Source organism: aff. Roholtiella sp. LEGE 12411 (assembly GCF_015206995.1).
Lineage (GTDB): Bacteria > Cyanobacteriota > Cyanobacteriia > Cyanobacteriales > Nostocaceae > Komarekiella.
Genome location: NZ_JADEXR010000078.1, coordinates 1 through 16519, shown reverse-complemented (window position 1 = coordinate 16519; position 16519 = coordinate 1). Strand labels below are relative to the sequence as shown.

13 protein-coding genes are annotated in these 16519 nt (G+C 43.0%); 6 read left to right on the top strand and 7 right to left on the bottom strand.

Features of this window, described 5'->3' with window-relative positions; translation table 11 throughout:
• Nucleotides 1-438, top strand: coding sequence for a molybdopterin-binding protein (locus tag IQ246_RS17440; RefSeq protein WP_194004613.1), 438 nt, complete (start codon nt 1-3; stop codon nt 436-438).
• Nucleotides 439-771: 333 nt separating this feature from the next.
• Here the strand turns inward: IQ246_RS17440 and IQ246_RS17435 are convergent, their stop codons facing one another.
• The 3 genes from IQ246_RS17435 to glgP form a co-directional block, all read right to left on the bottom strand.
• A complete protein-coding gene (locus tag IQ246_RS17435; protein ID WP_194004612.1) occupies nt 772-1569 on the bottom strand; it encodes a Tab2/Atab2 family RNA-binding protein in 798 nt (265 codons plus the stop codon).
• Between the two features lie 109 nt (nt 1570-1678).
• Nucleotides 1679-2995 carry an alkaline phosphatase PhoX gene (locus IQ246_RS17430; RefSeq protein ID WP_194004611.1) on the bottom strand — a complete coding sequence of 439 codons (1317 nt, stop codon included), beginning with the start codon at nt 2993-2995 and terminating at the stop codon, nt 1679-1681.
• Nucleotides 2996-3681: 686 nt separating this feature from the next.
• Complete coding sequence (gene glgP / locus IQ246_RS17425) at nt 3682-5895, bottom strand: alpha-glucan family phosphorylase (protein WP_194004610.1); 2214 nt, start codon at nt 5893-5895, stop codon at nt 3682-3684.
• Between the two features lie 763 nt (nt 5896-6658).
• On the opposite strand from glgP, the gene fni reads away from it, so the two are divergent.
• From fni to IQ246_RS17410, 3 genes are all read left to right on the top strand, one after another.
• Entirely contained in the window at nt 6659-7708 is a 1050-nt protein-coding gene (gene fni / locus IQ246_RS17420; protein ID WP_194004609.1) for a type 2 isopentenyl-diphosphate Delta-isomerase, read from the top strand.
• Between the two features lie 234 nt (nt 7709-7942).
• On the top strand, nt 7943-9778 hold the full coding sequence (sppA, locus tag IQ246_RS17415; RefSeq protein ID WP_194004608.1) for a signal peptide peptidase SppA: 1836 nt from the start codon (nt 7943-7945) through the stop codon (nt 9776-9778).
• Nucleotides 9779-9925: 147 nt separating this feature from the next.
• Nucleotides 9926-10165 carry a hypothetical protein gene (locus IQ246_RS17410; protein WP_194004607.1) on the top strand — a complete coding sequence of 80 codons (240 nt, stop codon included), beginning with the start codon at nt 9926-9928 and terminating at the stop codon, nt 10163-10165.
• 2 nt (nt 10166-10167) lie between these two features.
• On the opposite strand, the gene IQ246_RS17405 is transcribed toward IQ246_RS17410, so the two are convergent.
• Both IQ246_RS17405 and IQ246_RS17400 read right to left on the bottom strand, forming a co-directional pair.
• Nucleotides 10168-10881, bottom strand: a complete 714-nt coding sequence (locus IQ246_RS17405) for a GDYXXLXY domain-containing protein (protein WP_194004606.1) — start codon at nt 10879-10881, stop codon at nt 10168-10170.
• Between the two features lie 269 nt (nt 10882-11150).
• Nucleotides 11151-12560: a DUF2157 domain-containing protein gene (locus IQ246_RS17400; RefSeq protein ID WP_194004605.1), complete on the bottom strand. Its 1410-nt coding sequence runs from the start codon at nt 12558-12560 to the stop codon at nt 11151-11153.
• Between the two features lie 152 nt (nt 12561-12712).
• Between IQ246_RS17400 and IQ246_RS17395 the strand changes: the two genes are divergently transcribed.
• Both IQ246_RS17395 and IQ246_RS17390 read left to right on the top strand, forming a co-directional pair.
• Complete coding sequence (locus IQ246_RS17395) at nt 12713-13678, top strand: RsmB/NOP family class I SAM-dependent RNA methyltransferase (protein ID WP_194004604.1); 966 nt, start codon at nt 12713-12715, stop codon at nt 13676-13678.
• 44 nt (nt 13679-13722) lie between these two features.
• Nucleotides 13723-14229, top strand: a complete 507-nt coding sequence (locus IQ246_RS17390) for an NUDIX hydrolase (RefSeq protein ID WP_194004603.1) — start codon at nt 13723-13725, stop codon at nt 14227-14229.
• Between the two features lie 13 nt (nt 14230-14242).
• Here the strand turns inward: IQ246_RS17390 and IQ246_RS17385 are convergent, their stop codons facing one another.
• Both IQ246_RS17385 and IQ246_RS17380 read right to left on the bottom strand, forming a co-directional pair.
• Nucleotides 14243-15709: a DICT sensory domain-containing protein gene (locus IQ246_RS17385; RefSeq protein ID WP_194004602.1), complete on the bottom strand. Its 1467-nt coding sequence runs from the start codon at nt 15707-15709 to the stop codon at nt 14243-14245.
• A gap of 178 nt (nt 15710-15887) precedes the next feature.
• Entirely contained in the window at nt 15888-16289 is a 402-nt protein-coding gene (locus IQ246_RS17380) for a hypothetical protein (RefSeq protein WP_194004601.1), read from the bottom strand.
• Between the last annotated feature and the right edge of the window lie 230 nt (nt 16290-16519).

The window sequence follows — 16519 nt, the reverse complement described above, 5'->3', positions numbered from 1 at the left end:
ATGCCAAGAAAAGAACAAGGATGGGTTACATTTCAAACATCAGAGGAGGAGCGGAAAATACTAGAAGAATTCTGCCAGCAGTCTCAGCGTACAAAAACTGAGATCCTCCGAGAACTAGTACGTGGTCTTAATGACTACTCTTCAGCACCAGCACCAATACCAACCAAGCAGAAGAGCAAGGAGAATGTTGACGCTCCTGATATAAAAATTAATAGTCAAAAGAAATTACTAAAAGTAAGCTCCCGTAATGTGCTTAAGGGAATTGTCAAACGAGTGATTACAGGAGCAGTTAATACTGAGGTAACGCTAGAGATTGTTCACAAAGTTGAGTTAACCTCAATGATTACCAGAGTTTCAGCAGAGGAATTGGAACTGTCTGAGGGAACAGAAGCCTATGCAGTCATCAAGTCTAACGATATAGTCATTGCTAGGGAATAGAAGGTATTTTAACCGCGTCTACCTTGAAAACCATAGTTTTTTGGAATTAGAGTAAAGCTCAGAACTCAAGCCACAAGAGAATAATACACTCTCCTTAAAAACTCCAGGTTTCAAAATAGACGGGGTTTTATTAAAATAGCCAGAAAAATAAAAGATAAAATAGTTCGGTTCATCTTGAAGCACCTTGGAGTATTGTAGATTCCTATTCTTTTAATCATAAAATAACTTCCAAATCAACTATCAAAGCTGAAAACGCTTCCCACTTAACAGTTGCAAATTCAGCTTCCATAGCATACCCCAACCGGCGCAAAAACTCATTCACTGTACCACTACTTAATCTTCAGCTCGTAGTAACCAAAAGCCACTGTAAGTCATCCCCGAATCATCAGGCTGCACTAACAAAAAGTGTAGTCCTTGACTTAGTTGTTTTCGCTGTTCATACATTTTTGCTGCGGCTGTAACATCTGGATCTTCAAATGTGGCAACTATCCACCTATCTACTAAACCAGCTTCTAACACTAAGCCATCAAGAGCACCCGACGATATGTAATTTAATGCCAAAGGACGAGCTTGATGCAACCATTTTGCTAAGCGCATCGATTGTCGTCCACCATAGATTATGATACCTGGGACGCGTATTGTTGACGCTAAACCTAGATTGATGGGTTTAAGAAATTCTGGCATCAGCAAATGAGGAATGGGGCGATCGCTAAACCTCGTTTCCACATCACTAGCCGCTAAAGTTGCAAATCGCCATTGTTCTCCCCAGAGGTTTTCTGGTAATGGTGCTGGGGGTGGTTTATCTAGCCCTAAAGGATATTGCTTTTCCTGCAACCACTGCTTCAATGCGAAAGTGCGGCGGGTAGGTTCAACATTAATACCTAAATTGCGTGCAGCCCATTCAATTAAACTCAAGGACTGAGGACGAAACACCTGAATTATATCTGGGAGTTTTTCACCAGCTGCTAGCTCAAGTTGCTCTGCAACCCAACTCGAATTGGCTGCTGATTGCGAACAAGTCGCTTCATACTCAAAACTGCGAGTCGCATCACAAATCAATAAATCCCATAACACTTGCCCTGCTGCATTCTGCAATGGACTACGATAAAAATCAACTTGCCAAATTTTCATGAGTTAAAACGACAGAGAAACACAGATAGGCTGATTCTATCTATACTGTGTACATCTAGGAAATTTGAGCGTCGAAAGCTGGCGCTCAAATTTTCCCAAACAATTTATCTCAACCTTGGTAACTTCTCCTCCAAGGGCCCCAGATGGCGAAAGTAGTACCAGGACTTTGAACATTTACGAACAAAGTCTTACCATCAGGCGAGAAGCAGGCCCCTGCAAATTCGCTTGTATTAAATGCGTTGCGCGCGAATTGATAGAGTTCTCCTTTGGGAGTCACACCAACTAAGAACTGTTGGTCATCTCCATCTTCACAGAGGATGAGATCGCCGTAGGGTGAAATAACTATGTTATCAGGGCTATCAAGTTCGTTTACATCTGTAGATTCTACAAACAGTTCGATTGTCTCTTTTTTGGGAATGTAGCGCCAGACTTGACCCAGCCCTTTAGCACCACCACTGGTACAGCAAAAGTAAATTTCACCATCGCCGTACCAAATCCCTTCTCCACGCACAAATTGAGCAGCACCTAGCTCAAAGCCTTGAAATCTAACAGTATCTCCGTCAAGTGGGTTTGGCTGAGGAATTTTTACCCAGTCTACTTTCATTGGCTTCCGCAATTCAAAACCACTAGCGGTGTTTGCTTGAGGTTTACCAACAATCCTTAAAGCTTCAAGGACGCCTCCTTCTTTTAACCTACCAGGTACTTTTGGAATGAAACGGTAGAAAAGGCTATCTCCCCGGTCTTCCGTCTCATAAACAATTCCAGTTTTGGGGTCTACAGCAACAGCTTCATGATTAAATCGTCCCATAGCGACTAAAGGCTCAGGCTTGACAGGAGTTGTGGCGCTAGCCGGAACTTCAAAGTTATAGCCGTGGAATTGCGAGACATAGTTTGGATCACCCAGGGGTAACGAAGTTGGAGTAGAGGTATTTTCTTCACAGCTAATCCATGAACCCCAAGGAGTTGGCCCACCTGCACAGTTGCGATAAGTTCCACTTAAGGAAGTGTAATGTTTGATTAGCTGGCGATCGCGTCCAACAACCAGAGTCGTTGTACCACCTTTGCAATTAGGATCGTAGGGATTGGGCCCTTTAAGTTGTGTATCGGAATTAGGACTTAGTTCGTGATTACGAACTAAGATAACTGTGTTTCTGGGGCCGCGGAAAGTTGCCATACCATCATGACCACTCGGCACTAGAGTCTTGTCGTTCATCAGATCGTCTTTTTGAGATAAAACACGATACTGAAATCCCGGTGGTAAATCCAGTAAGCCATTGGGATCTTTTACAAGCTTTCCGTATCCTTTACCAAAGACACCTCTTCTATTGGCAGTTCTGGCATAAAGACCTTCCAAAGGAGACATGAGCACAGTACCAGCAGCACTCGTACCTGCTATGACAAAAAATTTCCGTCGTGATAATTTCATGAGGGTGTTTTGGTTATATATAAATGTTTATAAAAAAGTATTTGATTTCAATTAAGTTTGGGTAATGCTTGATTTAACTTGGGGTTATTGAATAAAAGATTAATTTTTTAAACTTATTACAAAAATAAGGCAAGTTTATACTAGAACGATTCAGATCATCCTACAAAATAAAGCTTGGAGATAGATAAAAAAAGGTTAAAAAGCCAGGTTTAGGGATTTCCAAGAAATAAATTATCCAAGAAAACTAACCACAGAGGCGCAGCTAAAAGTAGGAATTCTACTATAGTATCTAGAAAAACAAGATTTATTTAGTACAAGTTAAAGAGCAATTTAATTAAAGAAAAACTATACCTTTTTGCTAATGAAATATAGTTGTTTTGTTTTTTACATCACCCTTGGCTTTTATTGAATTTGCAGTTCCGAACACAAAGTTCCGAGTTCTGAGCACAAAGTTCTAAGTTTTGAGCATAAAGTTCCAAGTTTGGAACACGAAATTCTGAGTTCCGAACACAAAGTTCTGAGTTTTGAGCACGAAATTCCGAGTTTGGAACACGAAGTTCCGAGTTTTAAGCACGAAGTTCCGAATTTGGAACACCAAATTCCGAATTCTGAGCACGAAGTTCCGAGTTTGGAAGGTAAACTACCCACACTGTACCCGCTTCGGGTCAGTGTGGGCTTAACGTGCTCTAGAGCAGAACTTTAGCTAAAATCGGTTCCACACTCTTAGAAATCTCTGGGACATACACCTGTGAAACATAGTCAGCAATCATTCTGTCTGTGTTGAACAACGGTGCATTTGTCTTAATTGACGCCTTCATCATTTGCACCCAGCGGTGGGGAACATCTTGAGCATCTTGGTCATAGTATAGAGGAACAATCTCTTCTTCCAACAGTTGATATAGCGATCGCGAATCAATCCGATCCTGCAATTCTTGATCACTGGTGTGAGCATCTTCGCCAATAGCCCAACCGTTAATTCCTTTACCATCTTGTCCTGCTTGGTAGCCTTCGCACCACCAGCCATCTAAGACGCTGCAATTAATCCCACCGTTGAAGCAGACTTTTTGACCACTTGTACCAGACGCCTCTAAGGGACGGCGGGGATTATTCAGCCAAACATCCACCCCTTGCACTAGTTTTTGACCAGTGTAAATATCGTAATCTTCAATAAACGCGACTCGGTTGAGAATCCCGGAATTGTGACACCACTCCATCAAGCGCTGGATAATTCGTTTACCTTCTTCATCAGCTGGGTGGGCTTTACCTGCAAAGATAATCTGTACTGGACGTTGGGCGTTACCAAAAATCTTCAGCGCTCGTTGTGCATCACGCAAAATCAAATCCCCACGTTTGTAAGGGCTGAAGCGTCTAGCAAATCCAATGGTCAACACATTGGGGTTTAGTAGGGTTTCAATTGCTTTAATTAGTTCGTAACTTTCGCCACGCAACTCCCGCGATTTCTTGATTTTATAGCGGGTGTAAGCAATCAATCGTTCTTTAAGGATGAGATGGCGCGACCATAGTTCCTCATCGGGAATCTCGTCAACTTTCGCCCACATTTTAGGATCAACAGCGCGAGTTTTCCAGTCTTCTCCCAAATACTGATTATATAAGTCAGCTAACAAGGGTGCAGTCCAAGTGGGAGCATGAACGCCATTGGTAATGTAACCAATTGGTACTTTATCTTCCGATCGCTGGGGATAGAGAACTGTCCACATTTTACGGGAAACTTGACCGTGCAATTCACTCACACCGTTGCAAGCACGAGACATCCGCAATGCCAAAACGGTCATCCCAAAAGGTTCCCAAGGATCGCCCAGTCGCCTTGCACCTAATGCTAAAAATTGCTCGCGGGAAAGTCGCAATTGTGGCCAGTAGCTAGCAAAGAAGGAGTCGATTAAATCGGGAGAGAAGACATCGTGACCGGCGGGAACGGGGGTATGGGTGGTGAATACACAACTGTTCCGCACTTTAGCTTCGATGTCGTAGAAAGATTTACCAGTCCGCTCAATTTCTAAGCGAGCAATTTCCAAAGTACAGAAAGCGGCGTGTCCTTCGTTGAGGTGATAAACAGAAGGTTGAATTCCCAAAGCATCCAGAGCACGCACACCACCAATTCCCAAAACAACTTCTTGGGCGATGCGGGTTTCTAAGTTACCACCGTATAGGTGTCCAGTTAGCCAGCGGTCGATGGGATCATTGTCATGGCGATCGGTATCTAATAAATATAAAGTGACACGCCCAACTTGCACACGCCAGATTTGCACTTTCACCAACCGCTGGCGAACTTGTAGCTGGATAGTCAGCGGTTCCCCTTGCTCATTTTTAATTAACTCCAGAGGCATCTGCTGGAAGGGGTTGTCAATGTAGTAATCTTCTTGCCAGCCTTGACGGTTCAAGCGTTGCCGAAAGTAACCTTGACGATATAATAAACCGACACCAACCATCGGCACACCCAAACCTGAAGATGATTTGAGATGATCCCCAGCTAGAATACCTAAGCCACCAGAGTATACAGGTAGGGATTCATGAATGCCAAATTCGGCGCAAAAATAAGCAATGGGGCGGGATGCAGAAACTTGCGGTGCAACCCGACTTACCCAAGTATCTTTTTGTGCAATGTATTGATCAAACTCACGCGCTAATGCAGAAATCTGCTTTAGGTAATATGGATCTTCCGCTAATTGGGTGAGACGCTCATAGCTTGCAGACTCTAAAATTGCTACTGGATTATGCCCACAGCGTTCCCACTCTTGGGGATCAATGGTTTGGAATAGGGAGATGCGATCGCCACTCCAACTCCACCAGTAATTATAAGCCAAATCTGCCAAACGCTTGAGCGGCAAAGGTAATTTTTCACTCAAGCGTTGTGCTGGGGTGATTGCACTGCTGTTAACCATACTAAATCCATGTCCTCGCGCTTAACTTTTTCTCTATGTATTGGGGACTGGGGAAAAAGCAAGGGAGCAGGGAGCAAGGGAGAAGAGTTTTCCCCTCTGCTAAGAGCACCCCGCCCCTCTGCCTCTTTTCAATGCCCAGTTCCTTTTATTTCCTCTTCAGGTTTATAACACCGGAGTTTTCACTTGCTGAATTCTCCCCTGAAGTTGGAACATTTTATCGACTTGAACCTTATCCAATTACATGGTTTTTATTGTTTTTGTCTTTAAAAATTATCCCTACTTTTGGACAGTTTTGATCTTTTTTTCTATCAAATTCGTTGACATTATTTTAACTTTTTTGTTTTCTTGTTAAGATTTACTTAAATGTTAGCCGCCCCTTTTTTTAGGTGTCAAAGGTAAATATAGTAATCCGATTTGATTCGTGAACTGACTTGTAGAGACACCGAATGGGGGATAGGGGATAGGGAATGGGAAATGGAAAAAAAGGGAGTTAGAGGTGTACGCAGTTCTTTCAAAAATCAAATAGGAATCCTATAGCAGGCTGGATACTCTCTAAGCTCGACTTGATCCAAAATTAAAAACTTGGCTTTCTTGATTCGGCAAAAACCCTGGCTTTTTGGCAAATACTTTTTCCACGTCAAAGATTATGGATGAAGTTAAAAAAGTAAAACTACCGTCACACACTTGTTTGATACATCTCCTGCTACATCATGCCCAAGGCTGTAAAAATAGTGATTAGAACTACGTTGAGTAATGCTTAACTGTGAACGCACCTACCAACATCTCAGCACAAACTCAGACTCGCAAAGCGGATCATATTCGGATCTGCTTAGAAGAAGATGTCCAGTGCCATGAAATAACTAACGGACTAGAACGTTATCGTTTTACTCATTGTTGCTTGCCCGAACTAGACCACAAAGACATTGATACAAGTACGACTTTTCTAGGAAAACACCTCGGCGCACCCCTGTTAATTTCTTCCATGACAGGAGGAACAGAACAAGCAGGAATGATAAACCAACGTTTGGCCCAAGTCGCACAACACTACAAAATTGCAATGGGTGTTGGTTCCCAGCGAGTAGCGGTGGAAAAACCCCAGGTGGCTGATACTTTCGCTGTTCGCAAATATGCCCCTGATGTTCTGCTGTTTGCAAATTTGGGCGCTGTGCAACTTAACTATAAGTATGGTTTAGATGAATGTTTGCGGGTAGTCGATATCCTAGAGGCTGATGCATTGATTTTGCACCTCAACCCATTGCAAGAGTATATTCAACCTAGAGGCGATACTAATTTCCGAGGATTACTAAACAAGATTTCTGACTTATGCAATAAACTACAAGTACCAGTGATTGCTAAGGAAGTAGGTAACGGCATCTCAGCAGCAATGGCAGAGAAACTCATTGCCGCTGGGGTAACGGCGATTGATGTAGCTGGTGCAGGTGGTACTTCTTGGGCAAAGGTGGAAAGCGAGCGGGCAGAAAATGCCTTGCAACGTCGCTTGGGAAGGACGTTTGCTGATTGGGGTTTGCCTACCGCAGAGTGTATTACAAGTATTCGAGCGATCGCCCCCAATATCCCCTTGATTGCTTCAGGAGGGTTGCGTCATGGACTTGATGTAGCAGTAGCGATCGCCCTAGGAGCCGATATAGCTGGTTTGGCAATGCCTTTCCTAAAAGCAGCAGCAGTATCTGAGGCAGCCGTTTACGAGCTAGCTGAAGTACTAGTTGCCGAAATCACCACAGTATTATTCTGCACGGGCAACACTGGCTTGTATGAGTTAAAGCACTTTGGCAGTTTACAGCGCATACAATAGGTAAATAGGTCGTTAGTCATTAGTCATTAGTCATTAGTCCTTTGTCCCCGTTCGCGCAGCGTCTCCCTTAGGAGAAGTTCTGTTCGGATAGCGCGCATAAAGGCTTCTCGTAGAGAGCGTCGGAAGCCTCCGCAACTGCGGGATCTTGCTACAGACTTCTGTGTTTGTCATTTGCTCAATGATTCTTGACTTTTGACTCTTGACTTTTGACTCTTGACTCTTGACTTTTGACTAATGCGTAATTTTCTGAAACAAACTTTTGCTAGCTTAGTTGGCAGCTTACTAGGACTAATTATTTTCTCTGCTCTGGGAACTACTGGACTGCTATTAATACTATTAGGTGCCACCTCCTCCAAAAATGTTGGACCAGAAGTGAAAGATAAGTCAGTGCTGGTTTTTGACTTGTCGATGAGAATAACCGATGGCGCACCCAGTTCCAACGAACTGCTGCAAAACACACTCTCAGGTGTGGAACAAAAGCGGATGACACTCCGCAAAGTTCTAGAAACTTTGGAAAAAGCCCGACGCGATCCGCGAATTGTCGGTATTTATTTAGATGCAACACGCACAAGAGAAGCTAGTACGGCAGGTTATGCATCTCTTAAAGAAGTCCGTCAAGCTTTGGAAAGATTCCGGGCCGCGGGAAAAAAAATTGTGGCTTACGGTGGAAACTGGAGTGAACAGGAATATTATGTGAGTTCGGTGGCAGATACCGTCGTACTTAACCCCGTGGGACTAATGGAAGTCAACGGTTTGAGTAGTCAACCGATGTTCTTGGCAGGAGCGTTACAAAAGTTTGGTATTGGCGTTCAGGTGGTGCGGGTAGGGAAATTTAAGGGAGCAGTAGAACCCTTTATCCTGACAAAACTGAGTCCAGAAAACCGCGAACAAACGCAAAAATTATTAGATGATGTTTGGGGAGAATGGCGTACATCTGTGGGAAAAAGTCGCAAAATTAACCCCCAACAGTTACAAGCGATCGCAGATAATCAGGCAGTACTGGAAGCAACGGAAGCGAAAACCAGCGGTTTGGTAGATCAAGTAGCTTATGTAGATCAAGTGGTAGCTAACCTCAAAGAATTGACAGATAGCAAAAAAGAAGACAAAACATTCCGACAAATTAACCTAGATGACTACGCGCAAGTTATCGGCAAATCATTAGGTGTAGAACGCAACTCGAAAAATAAAATTGCCGTTGTTTATGCTGAGGGTGAGATTGTTGATGGTAGAGGTGAAACTGGGCAAGTAGGAGGCGATCGCTTTGCCAAAATCTTCAACAAACTGCGACAAGATAATGATGTCAAGGCGGTAATCCTGCGGATTAACAGCCCTGGTGGTAGTGCTACCGCTGCTGAAGTCATGCAGCGAGAAGTCCGGTTGACTCGTGAGGTCAAACCAGTTGTAGTATCGATGGGTGATGTCGCCGCTTCTGGTGGTTACTGGATTGCTAGCGACTCTAACCGGATTTTTGCCGAACCAAATACAATTACAGGTTCAATTGGTGTGTTTGGCGTGCTAGTCAATGGCCAAAAGTTGGCGAATGATAATGGTATCACCTGGGATTCGGTGAAAACCGGACGCTACGCTGATAGTCAAACAGTTTCTCGCCCAAAATCGCCTCAAGAGTTGGCGCTTTACCAGCGCAGCGTTAACCGTATTTATAATATGTTTTTAAATAAGGTTTCTCAAGGGCGGAAACTGCCAGAACAAAAAGTAGCAGCAATTGCCCAAGGACGAGTTTGGTCAGGTGTAGCGGCTAAAGAAATTGGTTTGGTGGATGAAATTGGCGGTTTGAATGCTGCGATCGAATACACTGCCAAGCAGGCGAATCTAGGTAATGATTGGGAATTACAAGAGTATCCGCGAGTTAGTAGCTTTGAAGAACGCTTTTTTGGGCGAGCCACTGAAGAGGTGCAGACTGCTTTGGGTATTGAAGGAGCGAAACTCAAACAATCCAATCCTCTTACAGCTGAATTTGAGAAACTGCAACAAGAAATTGTAATTCTGCAAAAGATGAACGATCCACAGGGGATTTATGCCCGCTTGCCTTTCAACTTGAAGATTGAATAGATTTTAAGGTGGATATTGGGCTTAGGAGTTCAACTTTAATAGTTGTAATACTCCCTAATCACCGTTCAAACCAGCTGACATTAGCAGCAAGGATGTGTAAAGTAGTTGAGAGTTGACCACTACTCTTAATACTTGACACATCCATCTATGGATAGAAAAACCCAACGCTTTTTGCTGCTTATTGTTTCCTGTAGTGTAACTGGTGTGATTTTAGGAGGTACTGCCAGTTTGGCAGAAAGCAGTCTTTGCTTGCAGGACAGTAAAGTTACAAGTGAGTGCCTAACCCAAGACCCAATTCAAAAGACGCTACAAGGAATGAGTACAGGATTGTTAGCCGGGGCTGGGGCTGCTTGCGGTGCAGTATGGCGTTTACGGCATGAAGATTAAGATTAAAAGCGATAGTTGCGATCGCGTACCCACATACTGATGGGCACTGCGTTCCCTTGGGGATCGACTTTAGCTTTCACTACTATGGGTGGTTGCTGTCCTCTTCGAGTTCGTTGGGCTTGTCGGATATCGTTGTTAATCTGCTGCCGTTGGTTTTCTGGGATGTAATATGTTTCTAAACCGTAGTTAACGAAGCCATCCTGGTAGACACCTTTTAAGGCTGCCTGATTTGCTCGTATAGAAGTGGGGCGATCGCCAGTCACTCGCACCGGTCTCCAAGCTCTAGGAACACCACTACCAGAGAATAGTTGCTCTTGCAAAATCACGTATATATTGGTTCCATCGGGCAATCGTCTGCCACTTCCACGACCTTTGCTGACCAATGTCTCCCACCCAGGCAGTCTTCTCAAATTTGCAGTACGGGATATGTTGTAATCTAGCGCCAGAGAATTACCTTGTTGTACATTGTTAGAATTTACAGGCACAGTCTGCAAAATTACTGTCTTACCCGTCATGTCTGTGTACAGCGCTTGGGCTGGTACTGCCATAATTAACCCTGTTTGGATGAGCAAGGGAACTACTAGCCGCCAAATAGGTAAAGGCTTATTCGATTTCTGTTCTGATGCAATTAGGTAATCACGAAAAGTTAACTTTTCGGAGAATTCAGCTTCAGGAGACAACGAATTATTTTTAGATTCAGAAGCGCTACTTTTCATGAGCGTAGTCCTAAAAAGAAGGGGTATTGAGGAGGTCAAAAGTAACAAGATTAGGACTAACGCAGAGAAACTCTAAATAAGGAGACAGGGGCATTGGGCATTGGGCATTAGGCAAGGTAGCACAAGGAGAATAAATATTAACTCTTGACTCCTCACTTAGCACGGGCTAAACGCCCCGCCACCGCTAACAGCATTCACTTGTACAAACGTGTAGACGCTCGGAGAGCCGCTTCTGGTAAGAGTATAATCGCGTTTCTACTCAGCACTTTTTACTTCTTACCCTGAGCAGGTTTGCGGCGTTCAAACCAGAGTCCAGCACTAATTAAAGCAGAACCGCACAAGATAAAGACCAGCGATTTAAATAGTAAGTCAGTGTCGTACTCCAGCATCCGACTAATAACTTGCAGCGTTAACAATAGCATACCGCCCCAAAAGGAGTTTCTGTTGTTTAATTTCAATCCTTCTTGAATTAGTCCCCAGGCTAATGTTGCTAGAAGTACATTGAAAATAAAAATGCCAAGTTCATCAATCCGGCTGATAGTTTGATGCCAAAAAGGTACTACGGCAATGAAACCAATAAAGGTACTAATGACAGCAGTCGTGAAAATCACTTCGCGGCGAGGAGGGTTGTTTCGTTGACGCATCAGAAACAACCATTGAAATACCGCCAAGCCGCTGAGAATCCCCAAATCGATGATCGGCAGAGACTGGAATAAGTTGGTCAAAGTCGTTGGCTGATTATAACCGTAATCTGAAGATTCCCAGCTCCAACGAAAAGACAGAACATAAAAGACAGCTCCAAAAGCCACCAACGCTAAATTACGGGCAAGGTTTTGAAACAACCTGTAATTTATGCTGGGGAATAGCAAGTCGTCATAACTCCAGAATAATGCAGGTGGGAGTGCAAAGGCAAAAGATGCTACCCAAGGCGCTACTTCAGCATAATTCAGCAGCGGTAGCGGATTGAGGTTGGCTTGCAAGGAACTAGCAAAGCAGAACGCTGCTAGGCCAAAAATCCAACGCGATCGACAAAAATAGGCTAAGGGTACAAATAGCAGCCATGACAGCAGGGGCATGTGTTGCACTAATAGCCGCGCCCAAGTCAATTCACCTGGAGAGTATAGCAAGTCTTCCAGTCCCGTCCAGTAACCGATTTGCACTAAAATAATTGCCATAATTCCCAAGGAATTTATTGACAGACTGTAAGCCATGACTAAAACACCCAATCCCCAAGCCAGAAAAAGTTGGGAAGTTGAACCGCTAATATTGAACATCTGGGCCATCAAAGCGAAATTTGCACCTAAAATGAAAGCGCCTAAAATTAGCAATCCTTCTCCTAGTATGCGTTTGCTTTGTTCTGGTTTCTTCCCTTCAGGTTGTCTCCAAGTGTAAAAACCAGTGATAGTAATTGTGAAAAACAAGCTCATTAACAAGATAAACTTGACTTCTCGTGACCCAGATTGCCAGTTTGCTCCGACAAAGGTAATTATGCCTAAGCATAAAAGGATGCTACCTACAGCAATCACGATCGCAACAAAGCGATCGCGTGCAGCAGCTTCCAGGTTTTTAAATTGATAACGGTCTGCTATTTGCTCATATTGCGAAGAACTAATTAGTCCTTCATCCCTCCATAGTTGCGCCTCTTTGCGTAGTTTTTGCTGAAAATCATCTAATATCATGACCTTCTCCGGTGCAGTGAGGTAATTTGGCAATTGCGATCTAAAAGGCGGTCATTGTATTTTCAGTATGGAGCCAAGTACCTTAATTACACTGTTCTTGTGTAACAGTTTTATTTAGTATTCTGATACAACACAATTGTTTATATATTCACATGGAAAAACCTTCTAATTTATTACTTAAACTTGCACGACGTTTGTTTACAAATCCAGATGAACAAGAAAGATTTGTTGAGGCTTTAATGAATCCTCAGCCTTTCCAATCAAGCATTATTTGGTGTCATGAAAAGCCAGATTTTACTTCTTTGTCGGTAGAAACACCAACGTATTGGCAACCACCATTTATCGACCGTCTCCACCTAGGAGAAAAACCCGGCAAGCATCCACTGCATGAAAAAGGATATTTTTATTGTTTAGATTTTTCTTCTGTATTTGCTGCTGCTACTTTGTTTACAATTCTTCAGCCAGTGCGTTTAATTTTTGATATGTGCGCTGCACCAGGAGGTAAGAGTATCTTTGCTTGGAAAGCTTTGAAACCTGAATTAATCATTAGTAATGAAGTGATAGGTAAACGCCTAGGTATGCTAATTTCTAATTTGAAACGTTGCCATATTAGCCCTAGTGCTGTGGTTAATAGAGATTCGAGTCTATTTGCTCAAATGATGCCATCATCTAGCGATTTAGTGATAGTAGATGCTCCTTGTACTGGGCAATCTTTACTTGCTAAGGGTGAAAAAGCTCCTGGATGTTTTCATCCTACCGCTATTAATAAGAGTGCAAATAGACAAAAACGGATTATAGCTAACTCTGCTAAAATTGTTTCAGCACAAGGTCATCTTGCTTATATGACTTGTACATACTCTACCGAAGAAAATGAACAGGTTTGCGAATGGTTTTTGGAACGATTTCCTCACTTTCAAGCGGTGCAAATTAGTAATTTAGCTAAATATCAGTCGCATTTAACCACAATGCCTTGTTATCGGTTGTTTCCTCAAGATAGATTGGGTGCTGGTGCGTTTACAGTACTATTTAAAAATACGAACAAAATTGATAGCCAGGAAGTAGATTTCAATGCAATTTCCTCTTTGTACATCTATCAAAACTTAAATAAATTGAGTTGATTGCATTTAAGTAAAAGTTGTATACTTCCTAAGTTATGTGAGCCATGAGCCGAAAAGTGAGCAAAGTGTTTAAACAGTCTGGGGTCATTCCTTACAGACTTAAAAACGGCAGAATTGAAATCTTGTTAATCACAACTCGCAACTATCAACACTGGGTAATTCCGAAAGGAGATATTCCAGTAGGAATGAGTCCACCTGATTCAGCAGCTAAAGAGGCGTGGGAAGAAGCTGGAGTTATTGGCCAAGTAGATACAAATGAACTAGGCATGTATAAGTACCGCAAACGAGGCAAGATATATCAAGTAAAGATGTATCTGTTACCGGTTGAAATGGTGAGTGAAGATTATCCAGAAGCAAATCAAAGAAAACGTCAGTGGCTGGATGTAACTAAAGCTATCAGGCGGCTTAAATTTCGTTCACTCAAACGAATCCTTAAGGGATTTTTCCAGAGTAAATCAATTTTTGTGCATCTTGATGCTGAGCAGATGAATTTTCCGATTGATGTTTACACCCAGTTCTGTACTAAATCTGAGGAAACGTCTTCACGGTGAGCCAAATGTAATATTACTCATGTTCTGTAGCGATCGCTTTTGGAGTGTCGGGAACACTCGCCAATTGCACTGTAAAACTGGAACCTTCATACAGCTTACTTTTTACATAAATAGAACCACTACAGCATAATAGCAACTGCCGCACAATTGTTAATCCCAATCCAGCGCCACCATAATCTTCAGTTGCTCCTACGCGTACTCGATAGAAGCGGTCAAAAATTTTGGGAATTTCACTTTCAGCAATACCTATACCCGTGTCGCGGAATTCCAATTGGACATAATCGCCATGAACACGGGCACGCACCCATACTCGACCACCATTGGGTGTAAACTTAATACTGTTGTGCAATAGATTGATTACAATCTGCCTAAGTCCGCCACTCACACACCAAACAGCAGGGAGTTCAGTTGGTACTGTGTAGGCTAGCATGATACCTTTTTCCTCCGCTACAGGCTGGTAAGTACTGACTACCCCAGGTACAATATCTGACAGACGTACTGATTCTAAAGTCGTCTCCTCCAAATTCCGCTCTAGTTGCACCAAATCCAATAAACCAGTAATCAAAGAATTTTGGCGATCGCACTGGGTATTGAGCATTTGTAAATAACGTTGTCGCTGCGGCGGTTTGAGGTTAGGGGAATTTAACAAAGAGAGTGCTGTTTTCATGTGCGTCAGAGGTGTGCGTAGTTCTTGACACACGTTATTCAGGTATTCATCCTTAAGTTCCTCTTTACTATGCAGGTTTTGATTTTGCTGCTGCAACTTAGCAGTGCGTTCTGCCATGATTTGACGATTAATTTCATCTAATCGTTGGAGTTGTTTTGCCAAAAGTTGATTCATGAGTGCGGGTTCCGGCGCACTTGGGCAAATAAAATCAGCAAGTACCATTGGAAATGATCCTGGTGCAGCCGCCTGTTGAATACCATCTAATACTTGTTGAATTATTTTTCCATCAACAGTAGTCATAATCAACAATGGCTGATTTTTTTTAGTATTTGCCTTCCCCAAGATGGGATTTTCACGTTTTTTAAGTGGTCGATGCGCCAAAATTAAACTGCAAAACTGAGGCGAGAATACCATCAGAAAGTTTTCCCGCCGCAATTGGCTATTTGCTGGTAGTTGAACGCGGACATGATGAGGGAATGAGGAGGAGGATGAGGAAAAATTTTCTCCCTTGTCTTCCGCGGCTCCCCCACCTTCCTCTGCTTCCCCCCTCTCTCTTTCTCCAATCTGACAAATATAGATGAGGCTAGACGCACCCACCAAAGATTGATAACGTGCTAATTCTGACTGCCAAATTTTTTCTGGTGGTAGTTTTACCCATAAAGTGGCTACAATTTGCTGCTCAATGAGTAAGTCAATTTGCGCTCTTACCAGTGATAGCAGAGTCGCGGGACTGAGGGACAATGGTTTAGGAGGCGATTGTACTCCCAAAACCAGCTGATAAACAGATAGATCCTTAGTCAGAGAAACATTCATGAGTTAAGTACAAATAAGGAAAAACGAAGAAGGATAAGAAAAAAATAATACTGTCTTCGATTTTCACCCTTATGTGTACATTTTTGACAAAAAAGCTACCGAAAAACCATAAATTCTGAATTATCGAATTATATGACCCACTATTTCTAGTTTTATAAATGCCAGTAATTATCAGAACCTACCAACCACGCGCCCCAATTTTTTGACAAACAATTCGCATTGCTTTACCTGGTGAAGAAGCTGCTACAAAAGGAATTTCTCCTGTATCCTTATCCTCTTCAAGTAGCTGTCCACCTGTTCCGTAAATAGCAATGCGATTTAGAAAAAGCCGTGATTCTGTGCATGATGCAGAGAACGTAGTCTCGAATATCCCGTCTCCGTACAGCCCGTAAAGCTTGTATGTCGTACCACGAATAGTTTTAGTATCCAGAGCTACACTGTTTCCTCCTTTATCGTGCCCCACGGTGACATATCTTTCAGCATTTTGGGCGTTGGCGTAGCCTCTCTGAAGGAGACTCGCCGCAGTACCACTTAACAAAATAGCGATCGCTCCCAGCGTGCCACCTATTTGAAAATACATACGCTTTGAAAGTATAAGATTTTTACATTTCTAACCACAATCAAGAGGTTACGGCATGGTACAAGCACCGAAATAATCTATTATGCCAAGGCATATTCAGCAATCTTACTTATTGGGGATTGGGCATTGGGCATTGGGGATTGGGCATTGGGCATTGGGCATTGGGCATTGGGCATTGGGGATTGGGCATTGGGGATTGGGCATTGGGGATTGGGCATTGGGCATTGGGC

Bases quoted from the DNA above. Each gene is read 5' to 3' on its own strand.
- IQ246_RS17440 (WP_194004613.1), top strand. From the start codon at position 1: ATGCCAAGAAAAGAACAAGGATGGGTTACATTTCAAACATCAGAGGAG.
- IQ246_RS17435 (WP_194004612.1), bottom strand. From the start codon at position 1,569: ATGAAAATTTGGCAAGTTGATTTTTATCGTAGTCCATTGCAGAATGCA.
- IQ246_RS17430 (WP_194004611.1), bottom strand. From the start codon at position 2,995: ATGAAATTATCACGACGGAAATTTTTTGTCATAGCAGGTACGAGTGCT.
- glgP (WP_194004610.1), bottom strand. From the start codon at position 5,895: ATGGTTAACAGCAGTGCAATCACCCCAGCACAACGCTTGAGTGAAAAA.
- sppA (WP_194004608.1), top strand. From the start codon at position 7,943: ATGCGTAATTTTCTGAAACAAACTTTTGCTAGCTTAGTTGGCAGCTTA.
- IQ246_RS17410 (WP_194004607.1), top strand. From the start codon at position 9,926: ATGGATAGAAAAACCCAACGCTTTTTGCTGCTTATTGTTTCCTGTAGT.
- IQ246_RS17405 (WP_194004606.1), bottom strand. From the start codon at position 10,881: ATGAAAAGTAGCGCTTCTGAATCTAAAAATAATTCGTTGTCTCCTGAA.
- IQ246_RS17400 (WP_194004605.1), bottom strand. From the start codon at position 12,560: ATGATATTAGATGATTTTCAGCAAAAACTACGCAAAGAGGCGCAACTA.
- IQ246_RS17395 (WP_194004604.1), top strand. From the start codon at position 12,713: ATGGAAAAACCTTCTAATTTATTACTTAAACTTGCACGACGTTTGTTT.
- IQ246_RS17390 (WP_194004603.1), top strand. From the start codon at position 13,723: ATGAGCCGAAAAGTGAGCAAAGTGTTTAAACAGTCTGGGGTCATTCCT.
- IQ246_RS17385 (WP_194004602.1), bottom strand. From the start codon at position 15,709: ATGAATGTTTCTCTGACTAAGGATCTATCTGTTTATCAGCTGGTTTTG.
- IQ246_RS17380 (WP_194004601.1), bottom strand. From the start codon at position 16,289: ATGTATTTTCAAATAGGTGGCACGCTGGGAGCGATCGCTATTTTGTTA.